The 20,122-nt window shown below is 34.9% G+C and carries 13 protein-coding genes and 1 tRNA gene; 5 read left to right on the plus strand and 9 right to left on the minus strand.

Annotated elements, in window-relative coordinates; genetic code table 11:
- Positions 1–70: 70 nt before the first annotated feature.
- Positions 71–143, minus strand: a tRNA-Pro gene (locus tag ACGH6P_RS06530).
- A 318-nt stretch (positions 144–461) separates the two neighbouring features.
- Between ACGH6P_RS06530 and rtcR the strand changes: the two genes are divergently transcribed.
- The gene (gene rtcR / locus ACGH6P_RS06535; RefSeq protein ID WP_411597033.1) at positions 462–2,075 is read left to right on the plus strand and encodes an RNA repair transcriptional activator RtcR; all 1,614 of its coding nucleotides are present in this window, start codon (positions 462–464) and stop codon (positions 2,073–2,075) included.
- Here rtcR and ACGH6P_RS06540 read toward each other — a convergent pair.
- The 4 genes from ACGH6P_RS06540 to hsdR form a co-directional block, all read right to left on the minus strand.
- Positions 2,062–2,919: a hypothetical protein gene (locus ACGH6P_RS06540; RefSeq protein ID WP_411597034.1), complete on the minus strand. Its 858-nt coding sequence runs from the start codon at positions 2,917–2,919 to the stop codon at positions 2,062–2,064. The two genes, rtcR and ACGH6P_RS06540, sit on opposite strands and share 14 nt — an antisense overlap.
- Positions 2,920–2,922: 3 nt before the next feature.
- On the minus strand, positions 2,923–4,260 hold the full coding sequence (locus ACGH6P_RS06545; protein WP_411597035.1) for a restriction endonuclease subunit S: 1,338 nt from the start codon (positions 4,258–4,260) through the stop codon (positions 2,923–2,925).
- The gene (locus tag ACGH6P_RS06550; protein WP_411597036.1) at positions 4,260–5,861 is read right to left on the minus strand and encodes an N-6 DNA methylase; all 1,602 of its coding nucleotides are present in this window, start codon (positions 5,859–5,861) and stop codon (positions 4,260–4,262) included. The genes ACGH6P_RS06545 and ACGH6P_RS06550 overlap by 1 nt, the downstream gene beginning before the upstream one ends.
- A 111-nt stretch (positions 5,862–5,972) precedes the next feature.
- Positions 5,973–9,494, minus strand: coding sequence for a type I restriction-modification system endonuclease (hsdR, locus tag ACGH6P_RS06555; RefSeq protein WP_411597037.1), 3,522 nt, complete (start codon positions 9,492–9,494; stop codon positions 5,973–5,975).
- A gap of 632 nt (positions 9,495–10,126) precedes the next feature.
- Here hsdR and ACGH6P_RS06560 point away from each other — a divergent pair.
- The 3 genes from ACGH6P_RS06560 (at position 10,127) to ACGH6P_RS06570 (ending at position 11,868) form a co-directional block, all read left to right on the plus strand.
- Positions 10,127–10,459 (plus strand): hypothetical protein, encoded by a 333-nt coding sequence (locus ACGH6P_RS06560; protein WP_411597038.1) that lies wholly within the window; start codon positions 10,127–10,129, stop codon positions 10,457–10,459.
- A complete protein-coding gene (locus tag ACGH6P_RS06565; protein ID WP_411597039.1) occupies positions 10,446–10,883 on the plus strand; it encodes a hypothetical protein in 438 nt (145 codons plus the stop codon). Before ACGH6P_RS06560 ends, ACGH6P_RS06565 begins: the two co-directional genes overlap by 14 nt.
- 280 nt (positions 10,884–11,163) lie before the next feature.
- Positions 11,164–11,868: a JAB domain-containing protein gene (locus ACGH6P_RS06570; RefSeq protein ID WP_411597040.1), complete on the plus strand. Its 705-nt coding sequence runs from the start codon at positions 11,164–11,166 to the stop codon at positions 11,866–11,868.
- 4 nt (positions 11,869–11,872) lie between these two features.
- On the opposite strand, the gene ACGH6P_RS06575 is transcribed toward ACGH6P_RS06570, so the two are convergent.
- Positions 11,873–12,835: a hypothetical protein gene (locus ACGH6P_RS06575; RefSeq protein ID WP_220216081.1), complete on the minus strand. Its 963-nt coding sequence runs from the start codon at positions 12,833–12,835 to the stop codon at positions 11,873–11,875.
- Between the two features lie 42 nt (positions 12,836–12,877).
- The gene (locus tag ACGH6P_RS06580; protein WP_220216080.1) at positions 12,878–14,740 is read right to left on the minus strand and encodes an ATP-binding protein; all 1,863 of its coding nucleotides are present in this window, start codon (positions 14,738–14,740) and stop codon (positions 12,878–12,880) included.
- A gap of 406 nt (positions 14,741–15,146) precedes the next feature.
- On the opposite strand from ACGH6P_RS06580, the gene ACGH6P_RS06585 reads away from it, so the two are divergent.
- Complete coding sequence (locus ACGH6P_RS06585; RefSeq protein ID WP_411597041.1) at positions 15,147–16,544, plus strand: RtcB family protein; 1,398 nt, start codon at positions 15,147–15,149, stop codon at positions 16,542–16,544.
- Positions 16,545–16,673: 129 nt separating this feature from the next.
- Here ACGH6P_RS06585 and tuf read toward each other — a convergent pair whose 3' ends face one another.
- Together tuf and fusA are read right to left on the minus strand one after the other, a co-directional pair.
- Positions 16,674–17,858, minus strand: a complete 1,185-nt coding sequence (gene tuf / locus ACGH6P_RS06590) for an elongation factor Tu (protein ID WP_065558713.1) — start codon at positions 17,856–17,858, stop codon at positions 16,674–16,676.
- 68 nt (positions 17,859–17,926) lie between these two features.
- On the minus strand, positions 17,927–20,032 hold the full coding sequence (gene fusA, locus ACGH6P_RS06595; protein WP_065559622.1) for an elongation factor G: 2,106 nt from the start codon (positions 20,030–20,032) through the stop codon (positions 17,927–17,929).
- Positions 20,033–20,122: the final 90 nt, after the last annotated feature.

The raw sequence follows: 20,122 nt of genomic DNA on the forward strand, positions 1-20,122 counted from the left end.
GGTGCTTTGTCACTTAGCTTATCTAACGACGATCACTGACTGTGTTTGTTTTTCTACTTTTGTTTTACGGTTTTTGAAGTGGGATTCGAACCCACTACATATCGATCCCTAGTCGATTGTTCTACCAGATGAACTATTCAAAATTGACTTTTCTACAGTCACCTAATCACACAATAAGGAATACATGTTGATAATCTTCCGTCCTTTTATCCCGTAGATAAACCCGTAAAGGATTCGCGATGTACCTTGCTGTGATAAAAACAGCATTTGCTTGCTTAGGTATATTTAATATTGCGAAAAGCGTGCCAAAAAATAAAAAGTAATAAAAATATTTTTTAAATATTTGATTTATAGATATAAAAAATAAATATCATATAATGTATATGATATTCAAATAGATTTTAATGACTATAAATATTATAATTTAATCTAGCTGTTTATATAATATTATAAATTTAATCATGAAAAAGAATGTGATATTTGGTTTTTTGGGTAATGTGCTGGATAACCGAGGTAGAGGTAAAAAACGCTGGGCGCGTTGGCGACCAACGATTGATTTGTGCCGACAAACTGATTTAGCTATTTCTCGTTTGGAACTGCTTTATTTTGCCAATGATGAGCAGCTACTTTGTGATATTGTTAATGATATAAAAATTCTATCCCCCAATACCGAAATTAAACCCATTGTCATTAATATTGCTGATCCATGGGATTTTGAGCAGGTTTATACTTGTTTATTTGATATTGCTAAACGATATTCTTTTGATCCAGATAAAGAAGATTACTATTTGCATATCACAACCGGAACCCATGTGGCGCAAATTTGTTGGTTCTTATTAGCTGAATCACGTTACTACCCAGCTAAGTTATTGCAAACTTCACCACCAGTAAAATCAAATAAAGTTGAAGAAAGAATTTATAATAATGAGGCGGAACTGATTGCCAATAGTCCTAAAGGAAAAGCTAACACCATTGATTTGAATCTTAATCGTTATGATCAAATTCTTAACCGCTTTCAGCAGTATGCCAGTGAAGCTACCGAGCTTTTAAAATCGGGCATCGCCACGCGTAATCAACTGTTTAACCAGTTAATTGCTGAAATCGAACAAGTGGCCAGCCGTTCTTATGCCCCTATGTTATTATGTGGGCCAACTGGTGCAGGAAAATCATTTTTAGCAAAACAGATCTATTTACTTAAACAAAGTAACCATCAAATCAGTGGTCAATTTGTTGAGATTAACTGCGCCACCTTACGTGGCGATAGTGCTATGTCTACCTTATTTGGTCATGTCAAAGGCGCGTTTACGGGGGCAAATCTGGCGCGGACTGGATTGTTAAAAAGTGCCGATGGTGGATTACTGTTTTTAGATGAGATCGGGGAGCTTGGACTAGACGAGCAAGCAATGTTATTAAAAGCGATTGAAGAAAAGCAATTTTATCCATTTGGTAGTGATAAACCAATTAAGAGTGATTTTCAGCTGATTGCCGGCACCAATAAAGACCTTAAACTGGCAATTAGCCAAGGTGAGTTTCGCGAAGATCTTTACGCCCGTATTAATCTGTGGAATTATACATTGCCAGGGCTAGCCGAGCGTAAAGAGGATATCGAACCGAATATTGATTATGAACTGGCGCGTTACGCCAAAGAATATGGCTTGATGCCACGTTTTAATCGTGAGTCGCGTAGCGCCTATTTACAGTTTGCCACCTCGAATGAAGCATTATGGCAAGGAAACTTTCGTGAACTCACCGCATCTATTACACGCATGGCAACGCTGGCACCACAAGGAAATATTACGATTGAGCAAGTCGAACAAGAGATTAAACGTTTAAAACAAAACTGGCAAGGCGATCAGCCAAATAATTCATTAATTCCACAAGAAATTGATGAATTCGATCGCTACCAGTTAGAAAAAGTTATCGAGATATGTCAAAAAAGTGCCAGTTTATCAGAAGCTGGTCGAAAGCTTTTTGCTGTATCGAGAACCAAAAAACAGAAGAATAATGATGCCGACAGGTTGAAAAAATATTTGGCGAAGTTTGGGCTGAGTTGGGATGAGATTAAACAGGTATAACTAAATGAATAGCATTAGAGAACTTTTTTTCTATATTATGAATTTTGACTGGTTTTAATTCGATTTTATTTGGTGTTGAACAATGATGAACTAAATAGCAAGTTAAAAAAGTTAACAGTTGAGCTCGATTAAAAAGTTGTTGGAAGGAATAAGAAATCGGCGTATCAAGATATTTGATATTTATGGATAAGGTTTTATCGATTAAATAGTTAGTAATATTTTTCAGTGGTTCACTATTTTTTTGTAATTGAGATAGTCCTAAATTCGTGGTTAATTCATAGAGAGTTAAATAATCTGATATACAACTATATTGATTGCAAAAAGTTCTAAACTGTTTTATTAAATAAGCATCTAAATAACATTCTTTAATTTTGAGATGGAAGTTTTGTGAATTATCGATAGGTTGTATAATTCCCGCCACCTCATATACTGCGATGGTCGTATAAATATAAAAACCGACTAATGTATCTTGCCCTTGTGATGATAATTCATCAAAGTTAAGGTTAGCTTTTTCGAGATCTTCCGAAATTACTTCTTTGTACAAATTTAATTGCGCTAAGAAATTTGCTTTATTCCCAGTTTTGCTATCACTAAGCACTAAATCAATTCCACAAATATAAGTTTGGTAGCAATTAAATTTAGTTGTATTAAATACAAAATGTAACACAGACTGTTTATATCGTTTTATTATTTTTGCTAATGATTTACTAACATATTTATCGATTAATTTATTCGAGCATTGCCAAGGTAAATATAATAACCCTTTAAACAATGTGTTGATTTCAGGGTTACTATTTTGTTTATTGGTGATTATTTCCAGCAAATCAATTTGTTCTTGACGCATTGATTATTTTTTCTTTTTGTTTTTATTGTTTTGCGCGCGCTCAACCTGAATTTTTTCAAGTAAGGATGCCGCTGAATTTTCGCCCGTAATTAAATCAACATTTTCAGCGCGCCATTGTGCGGTTAATTCACCACGAAACGCTTTGGCTAAAATTGATTGCGGTAAATGATTCACTTTTTCTAAAGCTGTATTAACCTGTTGTTCAATTTTATCAGCATAGGCAAATAATTGTTCTACACGACGGACGATTTCGTTTTGTTCTTGTATTGAGGGGTAGCTAATAATAAGTCTTTCAATCATTGATTTAGTTAGGGCTTGTCTCGTTGCGCCATAATTTTCTTTCACTATCCATTTTTGGATTTCTGGAGATGCCAGATATATCTGTAAAAATTTAGGGAGTAATTTTTGTTTTTTACATCTTATGATAGAAACATGTTGATTAACTCTACCTCCAACAAATAATTGTGGGGCTATGTTTACTCTACCTATAGATGCTCCAGTTATATTCAAAAGTATATCATCAGGTTGTATTTCAACATTAGCTAATTTTTTAGCTTGTTCATCATCAATATATGCTAAATCATCATATTTAATATAATTTGAATAAATATTCATTGATCTAACTAATGGTATCCCTTTATTTTTATATACATTATTACCACCTTTAGGGGTAGAACCCGAACCAATTTTGGTAGTAAGTTCTTTCAACGAGCTTTTTTTCCAAAATTGATACTTATCAGAATTTGTAGAAAAGTCGCAAAAACAAGCATCCGATAACACCGACTGACGAAACTGTTTTAAAAGTTCGGGAATTTGTTCAAGGCGTGATTTTGTTTCTTGTACTTGGGCTAGTAATAAATCAAGTTTTTCAGCTATGATTTTTTGTTCTGATAGAGGAGGAATAATTACAGGAATATCTCTCATACGAGCTTGAGTTAATTTTAAACGAGTACCACCATTAACATAGTCGTGATAATCAAATTGATTTAAAAAATAATAAATATATTTATTAATACTTATTCCATTTATTGATTTTAATACATGTGCATGATTATTTACCCATGTTTTACCATAAAGCATATAGGCTTTATTTTTATTTCTATCAAGAAATGGTGCTCCATCCTCACCTAACGCAATTAATTCCTCATCAAACAAATAGCCATCAATTTTTCCAACTTCACCTGTAGCCCCATAATAAGGATATAAATGTTGAATATCAACACCATTAATCCTAGTTTCTCTTTCTTTATTATTTACAGGTTTACGCAATGAATCAAGAATAGAAACAATATTTTCTAATTTTGAAATCACCCAATTTTTCGGAAAAAAAGTATCACTCATTATTCAGTTTCTCCCAAAGCACTCAACAAACTCTCCAACTCATCCAAAGCAACTATTAACTCATCTTTAGCTTGCTTGGCGAGTATCGCTGGTTCTGGGAGTTTGGTTGCATCCACACTATTTTTATCTTTTAACCAACTGATATCGAGTGAATCCTGTTTTGTGTCAGCAATCCAATCGCGGCTAAAACAGCGCCATCTTGATTGTGCTAGTTGATCATTAACGTCTAAGTTTTCTTGACTGGCTGACGAGTCTGCTTCGATATCATCTGGATTGAATGACCATTCACCTTCCTGTCTTGAGCTGGTGCCGTCGGGATTGATACCATAAACGGTTTCAAATGGTTGTAAATATTGCTCAGTAAATGGTGTACGTTTACCAAAGTTTGGCATATTGGTACGCAAATCATAAACCCAAACATTTTGCGTACAGTTTTCTTGTTGTAGTTTGTCTGTTACTGAGCCCTTAGTGAAAAATAGTACATTGGTTTTTACACCTTGGGCATAAAAAATCCCGGTCGGTAAGCGTAGTATTGTATGTAAATTACATTTATTCATTAAATCGCGACGAATATCAGTCCCTTTACCCGCTTCAAACAATACATTATCAGGTAATACTACGGCAGCGCGACCACCGGGTTTTAAATTACGGTAAATATGTTGTAAAAAAGCTAATTGTTTGTTGGTGGTTTCATAAGTTAAATCTTCACGAGTAATACTGGCATCGCCACCTTTACTGGTACCAAATGGTGGATTAGCGAGAATAATATCAGCAGGTTTTAGGTTTTGCCCAACTTGACCAAGTGAATTGCCTAATAAAATTGCACCATCATTACCGCCTTCTATACCGTGTAATAAACAATTCATTAAGGCAAGTCGACGAGTATTTGGCACTAATTCAACACCAATAAACGCTTCGTTTTTTTGAAAATCAGCATCTTTAGCATCAAGATCATAATAATCGTTGGTTTGTTGCCGTAAATACTGATCTGCTGCGACAAGAAATCCTGCCGTTCCGGCAGCAGGATCTTGGATGATATGTTTTATTTGTGGTTTAATACACCGCACCATACAATTAATCAGTGGTCTTGGCGTAAAATACTGACCGGCACCGGATTTTGTTTCATTGGCATTTTTTTCTAATAATCCTTCATAAAGATCGCCCAGCCCATCTTTTTGAATACTAAACCAATCAATTTGATCTAATGTTTTAATCAATTGCTCTAAATGCCGTGGTTCTCGTAATCGAGTTTGTGCATCGTCATAAATGGCGCTTATTAATGGGTCATTATGTACTGTCACTTCAATGTATTGTTCTGGATTTTCAGGATCGATTTCTTGACGCTTACCTGTTGATAAAGCTAATAAAATGGCTTTATAATCATTTAATAGGGTAATACCTGATTTATCATTGAGATTAGTCCAACGACACCCAACAGGTAAAGGATGTTTTTGCAAAATCCCGGCTTCAGTATTTTCATGTACCATTTTAATAAATAATAAAAGTACTAATTCAGTTACATAATCTGAATAGTTAATACCATCATCACGCAATACATCACATAAATTCCACAGTTTTTGTACAATATTGTTATTAGTCATTTTTTATCCCAAGTTTATACTCGTATACTTAATAGGCAAGACTAGTATTTTCATCGCCATTATGAATTAGAGTAAATGTATATTTTAGTAACTTCAAGTGACTTTGCTATATTATGCGGTAAGTGCTGGCCAAATAGCCTCGCTTAATTCATCTAATACCGTATCAAGTTGATTGCCCAATATTTTATCAAGCTGCTTAGCGCCACCACTATCAGTAAAGCGATGATTAATAAATTCTTTATCAATAACAACCTCAAAAATAATTTGTTTGGCTAAACGATCTAACCAATTGCGTTGAGCCGGTGTCCAATTATGATTTTGGTAGATTCGTTGCATGGCTTGATTAACGCGTTGTTCAAAAGGAATTAATGGTTCGCCCAAAGTAGCACGTCGGATATAACCAATAATACTCGCTGCAATATCTTGATTAGTTTGATTGCGTACGGCAGTGCGTAAATTAGCTTCCGAATAACCTGCACCATCCAATAACAGTTTAACTTCTTTCAATTGCGCACGGGTTAAATCACGTGGGCGGTTAACAACCACAGACAACGCAACACTTTCATTTAATTGATTATGAATGAAATGATTAAAACTATATAAATAATCCTCGGGTTGTTGATGTGAGCCATAACTTTGCGAGCGTTCTAGAATATGATCATCATGTTGAGAAATGAGTGGTAAACGTTCGCTACCTAGCAATCTATTGACTTCAATTAATTGATTAATTAACCCATGATGTTGTTTGATAAAATTCGAAGCAGATTCAGGACCAATTTCATGTAAATAGTTATGTAATTTTTGGGGCTCAACATTCCATAAAGTTTGTAATTCATCTAACTTTTGTCTTAATTCAGGCTTATTTTCCGCTTTTTGCTCAGCCTTACGCAAGATTCGCATTAATTTTTGATTTAATTGATTTAAAATTACATCAGCATAAGTTTCACCCGCCATATCACCTGATGTTTGTAATGCTTTAGTTAATAATTTATGATCACTTAGTTCATCAATTAATTGCTCAAGGGTGATATTAGGATCTTTAACTAACGGTTGCATAGTGTTGACGTCTTTTAATGCGACATAAATATCAACCGGATCATATATCCTAAATACCGTTTTACCTATGCTATCACATCGTCTTGTTGCGCGACCAATCATTTGCTCATATAAAATACGGGATTTGACTCGGCGCATGAAGACTAAATTACAAATTTTAGGCACATCAATACCGGTTGTTAATAAATCAACAGTGATAGCTATATTTGGATAGCGTTCATTTTTATATTGTTTGATTAATTGATCAACTTTATCACTTTGCCCGGTAATTTTTGCGACAGTAGCCTGATTATATTCGCTATTATAGAGATTCTTAAATGCTTCATCTAATAAGCGTTTAATCATATCTGCATGCAGATCGGTAGCACAGAAGATTAATGTTTTTTCTTCACCAAACGGATCGAGTTCATTCACCAGTTGTTCGCAAATTACTCGGTTAAAGTTTTCATTTATAACCCGACGATTAAACGCGTCGACTTCAAAATTAAGCTCATCTTCTAATTCAGTAGTTTCAACTTCACCGGTTTGCGTATTGATGGCACTGACTTTTTCACCTTTGGTAAACGTAATACCATTTTGTGTTAATAAAGTTTGGTAACGTATTGGTGGTTCATGATCAATTAACCAGTCATCGGCAACAGCTTCTCGATATGAATAAATATAAACAGGCTTACCAAAAATATCGCTAGTATGTTTTGCGGGTGTTGCCGTTAGCGCAATTTTTACCGCATCAAAATAATCTAATACTCGACGATAACTTGATAAATATTGCGTGGCGTCACGTATTGCCATCTCACCTTCTGTCATTTCTTGATCTAATGTATAACCACGATGCGCCTCGTCAATTATAATACAATCAAACTGATCGATTAAAGGTGGATTATCGCTCGTAAAAATGCGTTTGACCATTGCTTGCACGGTTGCCACTTGTATTCGTGTTTCAGCTTCAGTCACCATAGAACCAAGCTCGGCTAAGTTATAGATTTTAGATAAAGTGAGATTTTGTTCTAACGTGGCTTCATTAAAAGAATCTATTGCCTGTTTTCCTAAAGCGGTACGATCAACTAAAAATAGAATTCGTTTAAATCGTTCAGTTTTTAAAAAGCGGTACATCAAACCTATAATTGTTCGAGTTTTACCTGTTCCTGTTGCCATCGCAATTAAAGCTGTTCGTATCCCTTTGGAAAGGGTATTTTCTGTCGCAACAATTGCTTTCTCTTGATAATCCCTTAATTGCAAATAGGCAAATGGTTCTTGTTTTAGTTGTTGTTCAGCGTTTTCTCGACTACGATTAAGTAGATCTAAGAGTCCTTGTGGTGAATGAAAGGAGAATAAAGGACGCTTTAAATTGGCGCCATCACGAACATCACGAAACCATGTTCCTGACTGTTCAGCTAATTGCTTAATGTATGGACGACCATTACAAGAATAAACAAAAGGAATTTTGTAGTGGCAATCTGATTCATCAGGCCAAGCAATCGTTCTTTTTTCAAGTTCCCATGCACCAATCAAAGGTGGTAATACTTGGAAGCCTTTACTATAACGTTCAGCTTGACCGATTTTTCCGGAAACATTTTTATTCTTTTTCTTAGCTTCAACAACTGCAATTGGTGTTAATCCCGCAAATAAAACATAATCAGCCCATCCTTTTTCGCCTTTATGTTCTGTCGGCCATTCGGCAATGGCTAAATATTTATTTTTTTCTGGGCGAGTACCCTTTTTATAATTTAACTGTTCGGTGTCAGCTTGCCAACCCGCTTCAATAAGCTGCATATCAATTAAAATTCGTGTGAGTTCTTCGCTTAATTCTATTTGTTGACTTGCTTTCTTAGCTTTATTACTTATTGTATTACGAGATACTTTTTGAGCTTTTAAATCTTGTAGAGCAAGTGCTTGTTGTAAATCCTTAATCTTTATTTCATATTCTTTCTGTTGTTTGAGTAACATTGCCTCATTTTCTTGGGCCTGTTGAGATAGGGATCGCGCCTCTTCATCCATTTTTAAAGCTAAGGTTTCAAATTCAGTCTTTTCTTTAGCGAGTAATTCATTAAATTGTTGACTTGAATTGAGTTCAATATTGGCTTGTTCTAGTTCTATTTTAAGTTTACTGATTTCTGACTGTAAACTGCGCAAATGCTCGCTGGGGTCAACAAGTGGTTTAAAAGGTTCTGGTTTAAATTGCACACCAGCTTGACTAAAAGATTGGTGAAACCATATCGCTAATTTGTAAGCAACTAAAAGTCCATCTTTTGCTTCTTTGTGCTTGGTTTTAAATTGATGAGTAGCTTTATTCCCTTCAATACGTAATGTATGAAAAAGATTTCGGATAATGGGTTCTAATTTGAGTTCATTACTAATCTTATACAACAAATCAGACTGCGAAGTGCGTTCATTAAATTCAATACCAGCCTTGGCAGCAATATGTTGTGCCATTGCTTCAGCTAATTGCCGTAATTTTATTAATGTGGTATTAGGATCACTGCTAAATGCTCGCTCAGCTGTACACGCTAATTCGACAAACAGTGGATCGTGTTCAACTAGAAAACCAAAATTTGATTGCTCTTTAATTATTATCATTAAGCACTATCTCCATTGAAGTTATATCCTTTATCCTTTTTTATTATCTCAAATTTTGTATAATTTTATAGCTATTTTTTTATTTTCTAAGCATTTCTTCGGTAGACTATTTAAGATGGTGATTCGTTAATTAATTTTTTTTTGTTGATAAATTTATTTTTATCATTCGACACTCAGCATTTAACCTAGCACCTAAAAACTTATTTTTTATATAAAAAAACATAATATTAGTAAATAGCAGTTAAATTTATCACATGCGAAATATTAACGACTAAGTTTTAGTTATCGCATCGTTCGTTAAGTTCAACATCAATATTCAGTTATTTATTACGAACGTTGTTTTGCTAGTGATAGTCAATTTTATCTTTTTAAAAGGCTAATAATTTTAAAACATCTGCATGTAAATCTTCACCAATTGGTTATAATAAAATTATAAAAATAAAAAGTGCCATTTTGTTGGTGAAAAATATTACAGGTATAAGAATTTAAGCAATAAAGTGAAAAAAATAGTCAGCAAAATGTAGAAGCTAATTTACTGTAAGAAATGACATTTTAGGATATGGAACTCATCTTGCACTATACATACTTATTAAAGGCAAAATACCTAACTTTTTGATCCCAATGGCGATTACATGCGACAATATCGAGGACAAGCAGAAGCTTTTTATGATGATGGAGACATCCCTTTTTCAATAGAACAATTTATCAAATACCATGCGGAAGATGGTGATTATGTTTCTCAACGTGAAATCACTTTAACACGAGAGGAAGCGCTGAATATTGAAAAAAAAATTATTAATGGTAATTATGCAATTGCCCCTTTTTATTTACCGTATTGTGCATATGCCATTTCATCTGTTTTAGATGAATATGGTCTACAAGAACTTTATTTGTTACCTGGTTCTTTGGAAGAAGCGGTAAAAGAGATTGAAGATAAAAAAGGACTATCTAATGAAAATAATTAATTCAGTCATTATCGTTTTATTTAATTTTATCGGTGCCTATCTAAGTTACCGATGGTGTTATCGAATGATTATCGCAAAACATCGTACGCCAGAATTATATTATTTGATATGTTATGGTTTGTGTCATTTCTGTTTTATTCTGATTTCAATCTTTCTTTTAAATAAAATAAAACGACCGATGACTTTAGTGATTTTCGGCGTGCCAATTGGTATTATAATTCCCGCAATGCCGCCTATTGTCCCAATGTTAGTAATGGAAGATACTAATAAATTTGCTTTTAATCTAGATTTTATTATGGGGATGTTAGGTATCACATCAATGATAACCCTTAATTTTATAATCTATCCGGCAATATTATTATGCTGTCATTATTCTATTGATGGGATACAAAAAATATCAAGTAAGCTTGCTTTGAAGCAATAATCATTTGTCCGAACTAGTCAAAAAATCGCCCAACTATTTTAAACTGTTGAACTTATTAGATTGGATTGTTGATATTGAATTATCTGCTGTTATTTTAGGTGTTTCCTAATAAAAATTAGAATCCAAACTAAAATGCTAAATGATTTTTTTGTAGTTTACGATGAACCTATCAGGCAAACATAAAATAATCAACACAGGTATGACCAAGATTAATTAACTACTGCTAAGTCTAAGAAAAATATGCTATATTATTTCTTAAGTGATTTTACAAGGTGATAAAATGGATATTAAATTAACCAAGCATGACAAACGCTATATTGAAGGCACAGACGATGTCTACAGCATTATGCAACGTGTGTTATTGCGTGATAACCAAATCGACCAAGAGAAAGAACATCTTTGGATGATTGGCATGAATCAAGCTGGTTATATCCTGTATATCGAACTGATTGCGCTTGGCAGTTATAAATCGGTCGATGTTGAACCGATGAATGTATTTCGTGTTGCGGTAATGAAAAACGCCTCACGCGTGATATTAGTTCACAATCATCCGTCAGGATCGCTGACACCTTCCGAAGCGGATAAAGATATCACCGATCGCCTAATCCAAGTCGGACGAATTTTAAATATCGACCTAATCGACCACCTAATCATCACCCCTAAATCCTATATCAGCTTCCGCAGTACTAAACTTATGGACGAGTTAGAACAAAGCCTAAAATACGTCCCAACTTATCAAGTGGTTGAACGCATCCGTAAGGAAGAAAAGTTGATTGCTAAAGAGAAGTTGGCGGTTGAAAAGGATAAGACGAAAACAGCTCAACAAAAAGCAAAAGCGGAAAAGGAACAAAAAGAAGCAGCGCTTGCACAAGCCAAGGCATTAGCAAATGCGTTATTTAATAAAGGTGTTGATATTGAAACTATTGCAAAATTAATGGAAGTTACTCCGAAAAAAGTTAAGAGGATTTTGGGAAAACCAAAATAACTTTTTATTCTCTATCCCATTTATCTTTTTTATATGAACAATAACTGCATAATCCGTCCAGTTCTTGTTCATCTAAGGATAATTCTTCCTCACAATATATACATGTTATATATTCCAATTCATAATGACAGGCCAAGCATAATCCCTCATCAAAAGAAAATGAACCATTACCACACTCAGGACAAATGCCTGTTTCTGGTTCTCCACCTTGAGCAATATTATAATGGCTGTTACCATATAAAGCATCAGTAATTGATGAACCTATAACCTCCAGATATGAAGATTCTTCACCGCAACCCCTACATAAAAAATCAGGATCTTCTACTGTGTTATCATCAACAACTTTAATTAATTCTGAATCACATTTTGGACATCTCAACTTATCAATAGCACTTTTTACTTGGCTATATCGCCAAAAAGCAGCTTTTAGATTATCTAAACATTCCTTTCTTTCTTGAGCATAAATATTTGAAATATTTAGCATAACTTTCCAGCATTCTTGACCTAATAACTCAACCGGTTCTGTTTCAATATAAGGGCAAAATTTAATGATCAGATGAAAGGCCTTAGTAATCGCTTCTTTTATTTGAGATTCACTTTTTTGTATATAATAATGCTCAATATCATTGCGAATTTTCTGCAATGAATTTAAATAATCTTGATTAATTGAAATATTTAGTGCTTTAAATCGATCTTTTATTTCTTGCACATCAACCGTTTTTTTACCTACACCTTTCCATGAAACAACATCTGTTTCAATATTTATCTGAGGGATAATTTTTGTTTTAATAAGTATTTCATCTGAACCATCAGGGCTCATTTGCTGTAATTTATATTTAAATAAAAGAAGAACTCCTGCATAAATATTTCTAATTGATGATTGAATCCTGCGGGAATCATCTACAATACACTCATAATCTTCAATTCCAATTTGAATAGATGCTACAGCATTATCTAAAATAGACATATTGTATTCCTTTTTATAAGAAATTAGATCTAATAAATTGATTTAATTAATAGAATTATTTATTAAAATATTTAAAAAAGTTTTATTCCTTGCAACAGCATCAGCAAAAATGCTATTTGATGAGACAAAGGTCACATGAGTCATTGAACCTGGTAAATAACCATAATACATACATCCGTTATTACTAAAAACTTTAGTAAATGCTCTATTTTTCATAACTCTTTCAATATCTACATCATCAGCTTTAAAATCACAGATAATATAACAATAAAAGTTATTTATATTACTAACAATTTTTTTGAGTGTTTCTTTATATTCATCAATCTGATCGATTGCAGAGGTTTTTTCTTTATAATCAATATTACCTTTCTTAAATTCAATCAACACAACATCTTTAAGCAACTCACTATCTTCAGGGCTATTGTACAAAATAAATAGGTCAGGCCTTTTTTCTGATGTACAATTAGAATCATTACCTATTTCTGCATTGATTTTTTTGATTGTGATATCGGATGCTGTGTATGCATAAGACATAAATTTATCATCCAAAAGCCATACGCAATTTTGATACAAGTGATCTTTATTATTTTCAGTTTTATCATCAACTACAACGCTAGTTTTCTGTGGGAAAAATAAGTTATGCAAAACATCCTCATTTTCTTGTGAATTAGTCAAAGACAGCCCTTTTTTAGCAACTAAATCCCTATGAAAGATATATTTTGCAAGCTCATGTTTATTTTGCTCAGCCACTTCAATCACTAATTCATCAGCCGAAATATTAGGCTGATCAAGTAACATTGCTAATCTATCTTCTTTTTGATTTATTTTATTTCTATATGCATCAATTATGTCTTTTTCATTAAAACTTAGATTATTAACATCAATACCATCCAAATTAATATAGCCATATCTTTCTTTTAATTTTTTTAGTCTAGCTTTATTCTCCTCCTCCAGATTAGGCTCATTTTCATGAACGATATTTAAGCATGTTTGCTTTAATTCTTGTTCAAAATTATTATTCGGGATATTAGATAACATATCTGCTTGAGTAAAATAATCATTAGATTGAAAGTTAAACTGTGTTCTCTCTGGGTTGGCATGTTCATCAAAGAAATCTGATGTAATCGCAAAGATATATTGAGTACGAAAATTATCAGATATTACTATTGGTTTAACTTGAATATTATTAGCACAATAATATATTCTAATCCCCTGTTTCTCTTTATTTTGAAATGCATATACAGTAAATTTGCAACCATTATTTACATGGTCTGTTTCCTTTAAACAATGAATATCATTGCTTTTTATTTCATCATATAACTTATTATTGACCATGAAATTAATAGAAATATGTTTTTTGGTTTCTTGCTGTTTTAAAAATAACATTAAATTAAATTTTTCTTTCACAAAATTAACACAAGAAGCAACTTGTGTTTTACGATGTTTCAAATTTAAGTTATTTAAATATATTTTTGTGTATGCATTTTGAGCATCACAATCACTTATTTTAATATTCTTCTCATCAAACTTATCTGTAAAATCAAATTCAACATATTTTTTTTCATTTGAGATGCTTTCAACGTTAATAGTTGAAGCTATTTTTAAAAATGAAATTCTCCCAATTCCTTTTCCTCCAATATTTTTTTTATGATCTGTTGCTATCTCAAGAAAGGCATCAATATTTTTCTGGGTTAAACCTTCACCATTATCTTCTATAATTATTTCACGCAAATTACCACGACTTGATGTATCACCATCTAACGCTTTTTCATACTCAAATTGGAGATTAATATTGATATTAGTTGCATTTGCCTGTATGGAATTCATTATGGCTTCTTTTAAAACATCATTAACTGTAACATTTTTATAAAAATGAGATGCAAACCCTGTGACGTTTATTTTCATTAGAATTATCTTCATTACTTAAATTTGCGTTCATAATAACCTTAATGTAATTAAACAACAATTAACAACCGTTCAAAATATAATCATAAAAATTTTCATGCGGTCATCACTGCATCAATATCTTTGTATGCCATTGTGATTTCATCAATCACGTTGGCAATCTTTTTGGCACCCAACATGGGTAGTTTGATTTGGGAAGAATAAATCAATCTTAATAAAAATAACTTATCTTTTTAAATTTCCGAAAATGCCCTTTTGGGCTTTAAAAATTATACTGAGTCACTTTACAACCCCATAAACTTGGTATAGAATTCGCCCGCTTTCCTGAATAGTGCTGCTGCAGGAAAACAGTAATTATCTTCTCAATTTGAGGAGACGCTTTTTTATTGTTTTCTAGGTGGCTATTATGTCTACATTTTCTCGTTTACAAAAACGTTTGTCCCGTCTTGGGATTGAAAGTCATTTTAATAATGATATTTATACTTTAAATAAAGAAAATACATCTGCTCAGATTTTGTTACCAAGTCCATTGCCATTAGAGCAAAAAGCGGTAGAACAGCTTCTGAACTTTGCATCAGTGAACGTCCCTAATAGTGTAGGGAAAGTTTGCATGGCTCGTGCTACACCCGATTTTCATCCAGGTGCGGTTGCGCCTGTTGGTAGTATTGTTGCAACTACGCAGGATTTAATTATTCCTGCAGCAATTGGTACTGATATTAATTGCGGTATGCGGCTTTTTACCACCGGTTTAAGCTTTGATCAGGTGTGTGAACAAAAATCGACAATTATTGCACAATTAAAACGTGTGTTATTGCAAGATGAACGCGATGTACCTGTTACACCGCAATCTTTTCAAGCATTATTTGATCAAGGTCTTGCAGCATGGTTATCGGAGTTACCACAGCAAGGTTTGTGGAATTCAGTTAATTATGAACGGTTACAAGCAGAGCTTGATAAAATATCGGGTAATCATTTAATTAAGGCAGATAGTCAGTATGCACCTGAAGCCTTTTTTGAAAAGCGCGATATTATCCGCCCAGCGAGTTTAGGTACTGTCGGATCTGGTAATCATTTTGTCGAGTTACAAATTGTTGATGATATTATCGATCGACATTTAGCTTATCAATTAGGTCTTGAAAAAAATAGTGTCGTCGTCATGATTCATACCGGATCGCGTGATGTTGGTTTTTACATTGGTCAGCGTTGGCAAGATAAAGCAAAAGCTTTATGGCCGACTAATGAAAAGCAACCAAAATCAGGATTGTTTGGTTTAACAGATAGTCACGCACAGGCCTATTTACAAGCTATGGGCGTTGCTGCCCGTTATGCTTGGATTAATCGAATTGTGATTACCGAATTGATACGTAAATCGCTTTCAACTATTTTTCATCAAGATGATAGTCAACTCGTGGTCGACATTTCGCACAATATCATTTTGCCTGAACAAAAGATGAATATTCATCGTAAAGGGGCAACGCCGGCTTATGCTGGTCAGATAGCTTTAATCCCTGGCTCAATGGGTGATCACTCTTATGTGGCCGTGGGTAAAGGTCATGCTGATTGGTTATGGTCTTGTTCACACGGTGCTGGTCGAGCAGAAAGACGACAGGCTATGCGTAGCAAAAAAGTTGAATATGATAAGGTTAATTTGCCATGGCAATGTATTACCTTAAAAGAAGAGCGGCTACGTGAAGAGGCTCCTACAGCCTATAAACCTATCACACCAGTGATAGAAGCACAACAAAACGCTGGTTTGATTCAAACAGTGGTTAAACTTAAACCGTGGGTTACGTTTAAAGTATAATTTTGATAAAACCATGCTAGTTTTGGCTAGTGTGGTTTAGCATTGTGGTATTAATATTTTAAATAAAAAAGGCGCACAATGTACGCCTTTCTTACTTGTTTGCATCGGTGATGCGATAAAGGTTTTAAATTATTTAATAACCTTAGCAACAACACCTGCACCAACTGTACGACCACCTTCACGAATCGCAAAACGTAAACCTTCTGCCATCGCGATTGGGTGAATTAATGATACTGACATTTTGATGTTATCGCCTGGCATTACCATTTCTACGCCTTCCGGTAATTCGATTGTACCAGTCACGTCAGTTGTACGGAAGTAGAACTGTGGACGGTAACCTTTGAAGAATGGAGTGTGACGACCACCTTCATCTTTACTTAAGATATACACTTCTGATTCGAAATCAGTATGTGGTGTAATTGAACCTGGTTTTGCTAATACTTGACCGCGTTCGATTTCTTCACGCTTAGTACCACGAAGTAATACACCTACGTTTTCACCAGCACGACCTTCGTCTAGTAATTTACGGAACATTTCAACACCAGTACAAGTTGTTTTTGCTGTTGGTTTGATACCAACGATTTCAACATCTTCACCAACTTTGATAATACCGCTTTCTACACGACCTGTTACCACTGTACCACGACCTGAAATTGAGAACACGTCTTCAATTGGTAATAGGAATGGTTTGTCGATGTCACGTTGTGGCTCTGGAATATAAGTGTCTAACGCTTCCGCTAATTCAACAATTTTGTCTTCCCATGCTGCATCGCCTTCTAACGCTTTTAACGCTGAACCACGAATAACTGGTGTATCATCACCCGGGAAGTCGTATTGAGATAGAAGTTCACGTACTTCCATTTCAACTAATTCTAATAACTCTTCATCATCAACCATATCACATTTGTTTAAGAATACGATGATGTAAGGAACACCTACTTGACGACCTAAAAGGATGTGCTCACGAGTTTGTGGCATAGGACCATCAGTTGCTGCTACTACTAAGATAGCACCGTCCATTTGCGCTGCACCAGTGATCATGTTTTTAACATAGTCAGCATGGCCTGGGCAGTCTACGTGTGCGTAGTGACGAGTTGGTGTATCGTATTCAACGTGTGAAGTATTGATGGTAATACCACGTGCTTTTTCTTCTGGTGCGTTATCGATTTGATCGAATGCACGAGCTTGTCCGCCGTATTTTTTAGCAAGAACAGACGTAATTGCAGCAGTTAAAGTTGTTTTACCATGGTCAACGTGGCCGATTGTACCAACGTTAACGTGGGGTTTTGTACGTTCAAATTTTTCTTTAGACATCTTAATGTTCCTTTATTAAATCACTTCCCTCATTTTGTAGGGAAGTGTTACTTTATTTATATAAATAATTATTTCGCTTTACGAGCTTCAATAATTGCTGTTACGATGTTTGAAGGTGCTTCGTTATACTTCAAGAACTCCATAGAGTAAGAAGCACGACCTTGTGTTTGTGAACGAAGGTCTGTCGCATAGCCAAACATTTCTGAAAGAGGTACTTGCGCACGAACAGTTTTACCTGTTGCAGTATCATCCATGCCTTCGATCATACCACGACGACGGTTTAAGTCACCGATAACGTCACCCATATAATCTTCAGGGGTTTCAACTTCTACTTTCATAATTGGTTCTAAAAGCACAGGTTTAGCTTTCATGAAGCCTTCTTTAAATGCCATTGATGCGGCAAGTTTAAAGGCAATTTCAGATGAGTCGACATCATGGTAAGAACCAAAATGTAAACGCACACCGAGATCCACAACTGGATAGCCAGCTAAAGGCCCTGATTTTAATTGCTCTTGGATACCTTTATCTACTGCAGGAATAAATTCACCCGGAATTACCCCACCTTTGATTTCGTTAACAAATTCGTAACCAGCACCACCCGCTTCTAATGGATACATGTCGATAACAACATGACCGTATTGACCACGACCACCAGATTGTTTTGCATGTTTTCCTTCGATGTCTTTAACTGTTGTACGAATTGTTTCACGGTAAGCAACTTGAGGTTTACCGACATTCGCTTCAACGTTAAATTCACGTTTCATACGGTCTACGATGATTTCAAGATGTAATTCACCCATACCAGCAATGATAGTTTGGTTTGATTCTTCATCAGTCCAGACACGGAATGATGGATCTTCTTTTGCCAAACGACCTAAAGCAATACCCATTTTTTCTTGGTCAGCTTTAGTTTTTGGTTCAACTGCAACCGAGATAACCGGCTCAGGGAATTCCATTCTTTCAAGAATAATTGGTGAATTTTCAGCACAAAGCGTATCACCAGTTGTGACATCTTTAAGACCGATTGCTGCTGCAATGTCACCCGCACGAACTTCTTTGATTTCTTCACGTTTGTTCGCATGCATCTGTACGATACGACCAAAGCGTTCTTTACGATCTTTAACTGAGTTAAGTACTGAGTCACCAGAGTTAACTACACCAGAGTAAACGCGGAAGAAGGTTAAGTTACCAACAAATGGGTCAGTTGCAATTTTAAATGCAAGTGCAGCAAATGGTTCATCATCACTTGAATGACGTTCTGCTGGTTCACCATTTTGTAATTCACCTTTAATCGCAGGAACATCGGTTGGTGCAGGTAAATACTCAATAACTGCGTCAAGCATGAACTGAACGCCTTTATTTTTAAATGCACTACCACATGTTACCAAGATGATTTCATTAGCAAGTACGCGTTCACGTAGTGCTTTTTTAACTTCTTCTTCAGTTAACTCATCACCACCTAGGTATTTTTCCATTAACTCTTCGTTAGCTTCTGCTGCAGCTTCGATTAAGTTTGCACGCCATTCTTCAACTTGCTCAACCATGTCAGCTGGTACATCTTCATAAGTAAAGGTTGTACCTTGGTCTGCATCATTCCAGTTAATTGCTTTACGTTTAAGTAAATCAACAACACCAGTAAAGCCTTCTTCAGCACCGATTGGTAATACTAATGGAACAGGCACTGCCGCTAAACGTGTTTTGATTTGCTCAACCACACGTAAGAAGTTAGCACCCATACGGTCCATTTTGTTTACAAATGCGATACGCGGAACTTTATATTTGTTTGCTTGGCGCCATACTGTTTCTGATTGAGGTTGAACACCACCAACCGCACAGTAAACCATTACTGCACCATCAAGAACACGCATAGAACGTTCTACTTCGATAGTGAAGTCAACGTGTCCCGGGGTGTCGATGATATTGATACGGTGTGGTTCAAATTGTTGTCCCATACCAGACCAGAATGCAGTTGTAGCCGCAGACGTGATAGTAATACCACGTTCTTGTTCTTGTTCCATCCAGTCCATGGTAGCTGCGCCATCATGAACCTCACCAATTTTGTGACTTACGCCAGTGTAAAACAAAATACGTTCAGTAGTTGTCGTTTTACCTGCGTCAATATGTGCACTGATACCGATATTACGGTAGCGTGCTATAGGGGTTGTACGAGCCATATTAATCCTCTATTTAGAATCGTTTGCTTAATAAAATATCATTTAGGTTGACTGACAGTAGATATGTGCTGTCAGTCTAATTTCAAGCCA

It is taken from the genome of Gilliamella sp. CG25, from assembly GCF_046635705.1.
GTDB lineage: Bacteria > Pseudomonadota > Gammaproteobacteria > Enterobacterales > Orbaceae > Gilliamella > Gilliamella apicola_I.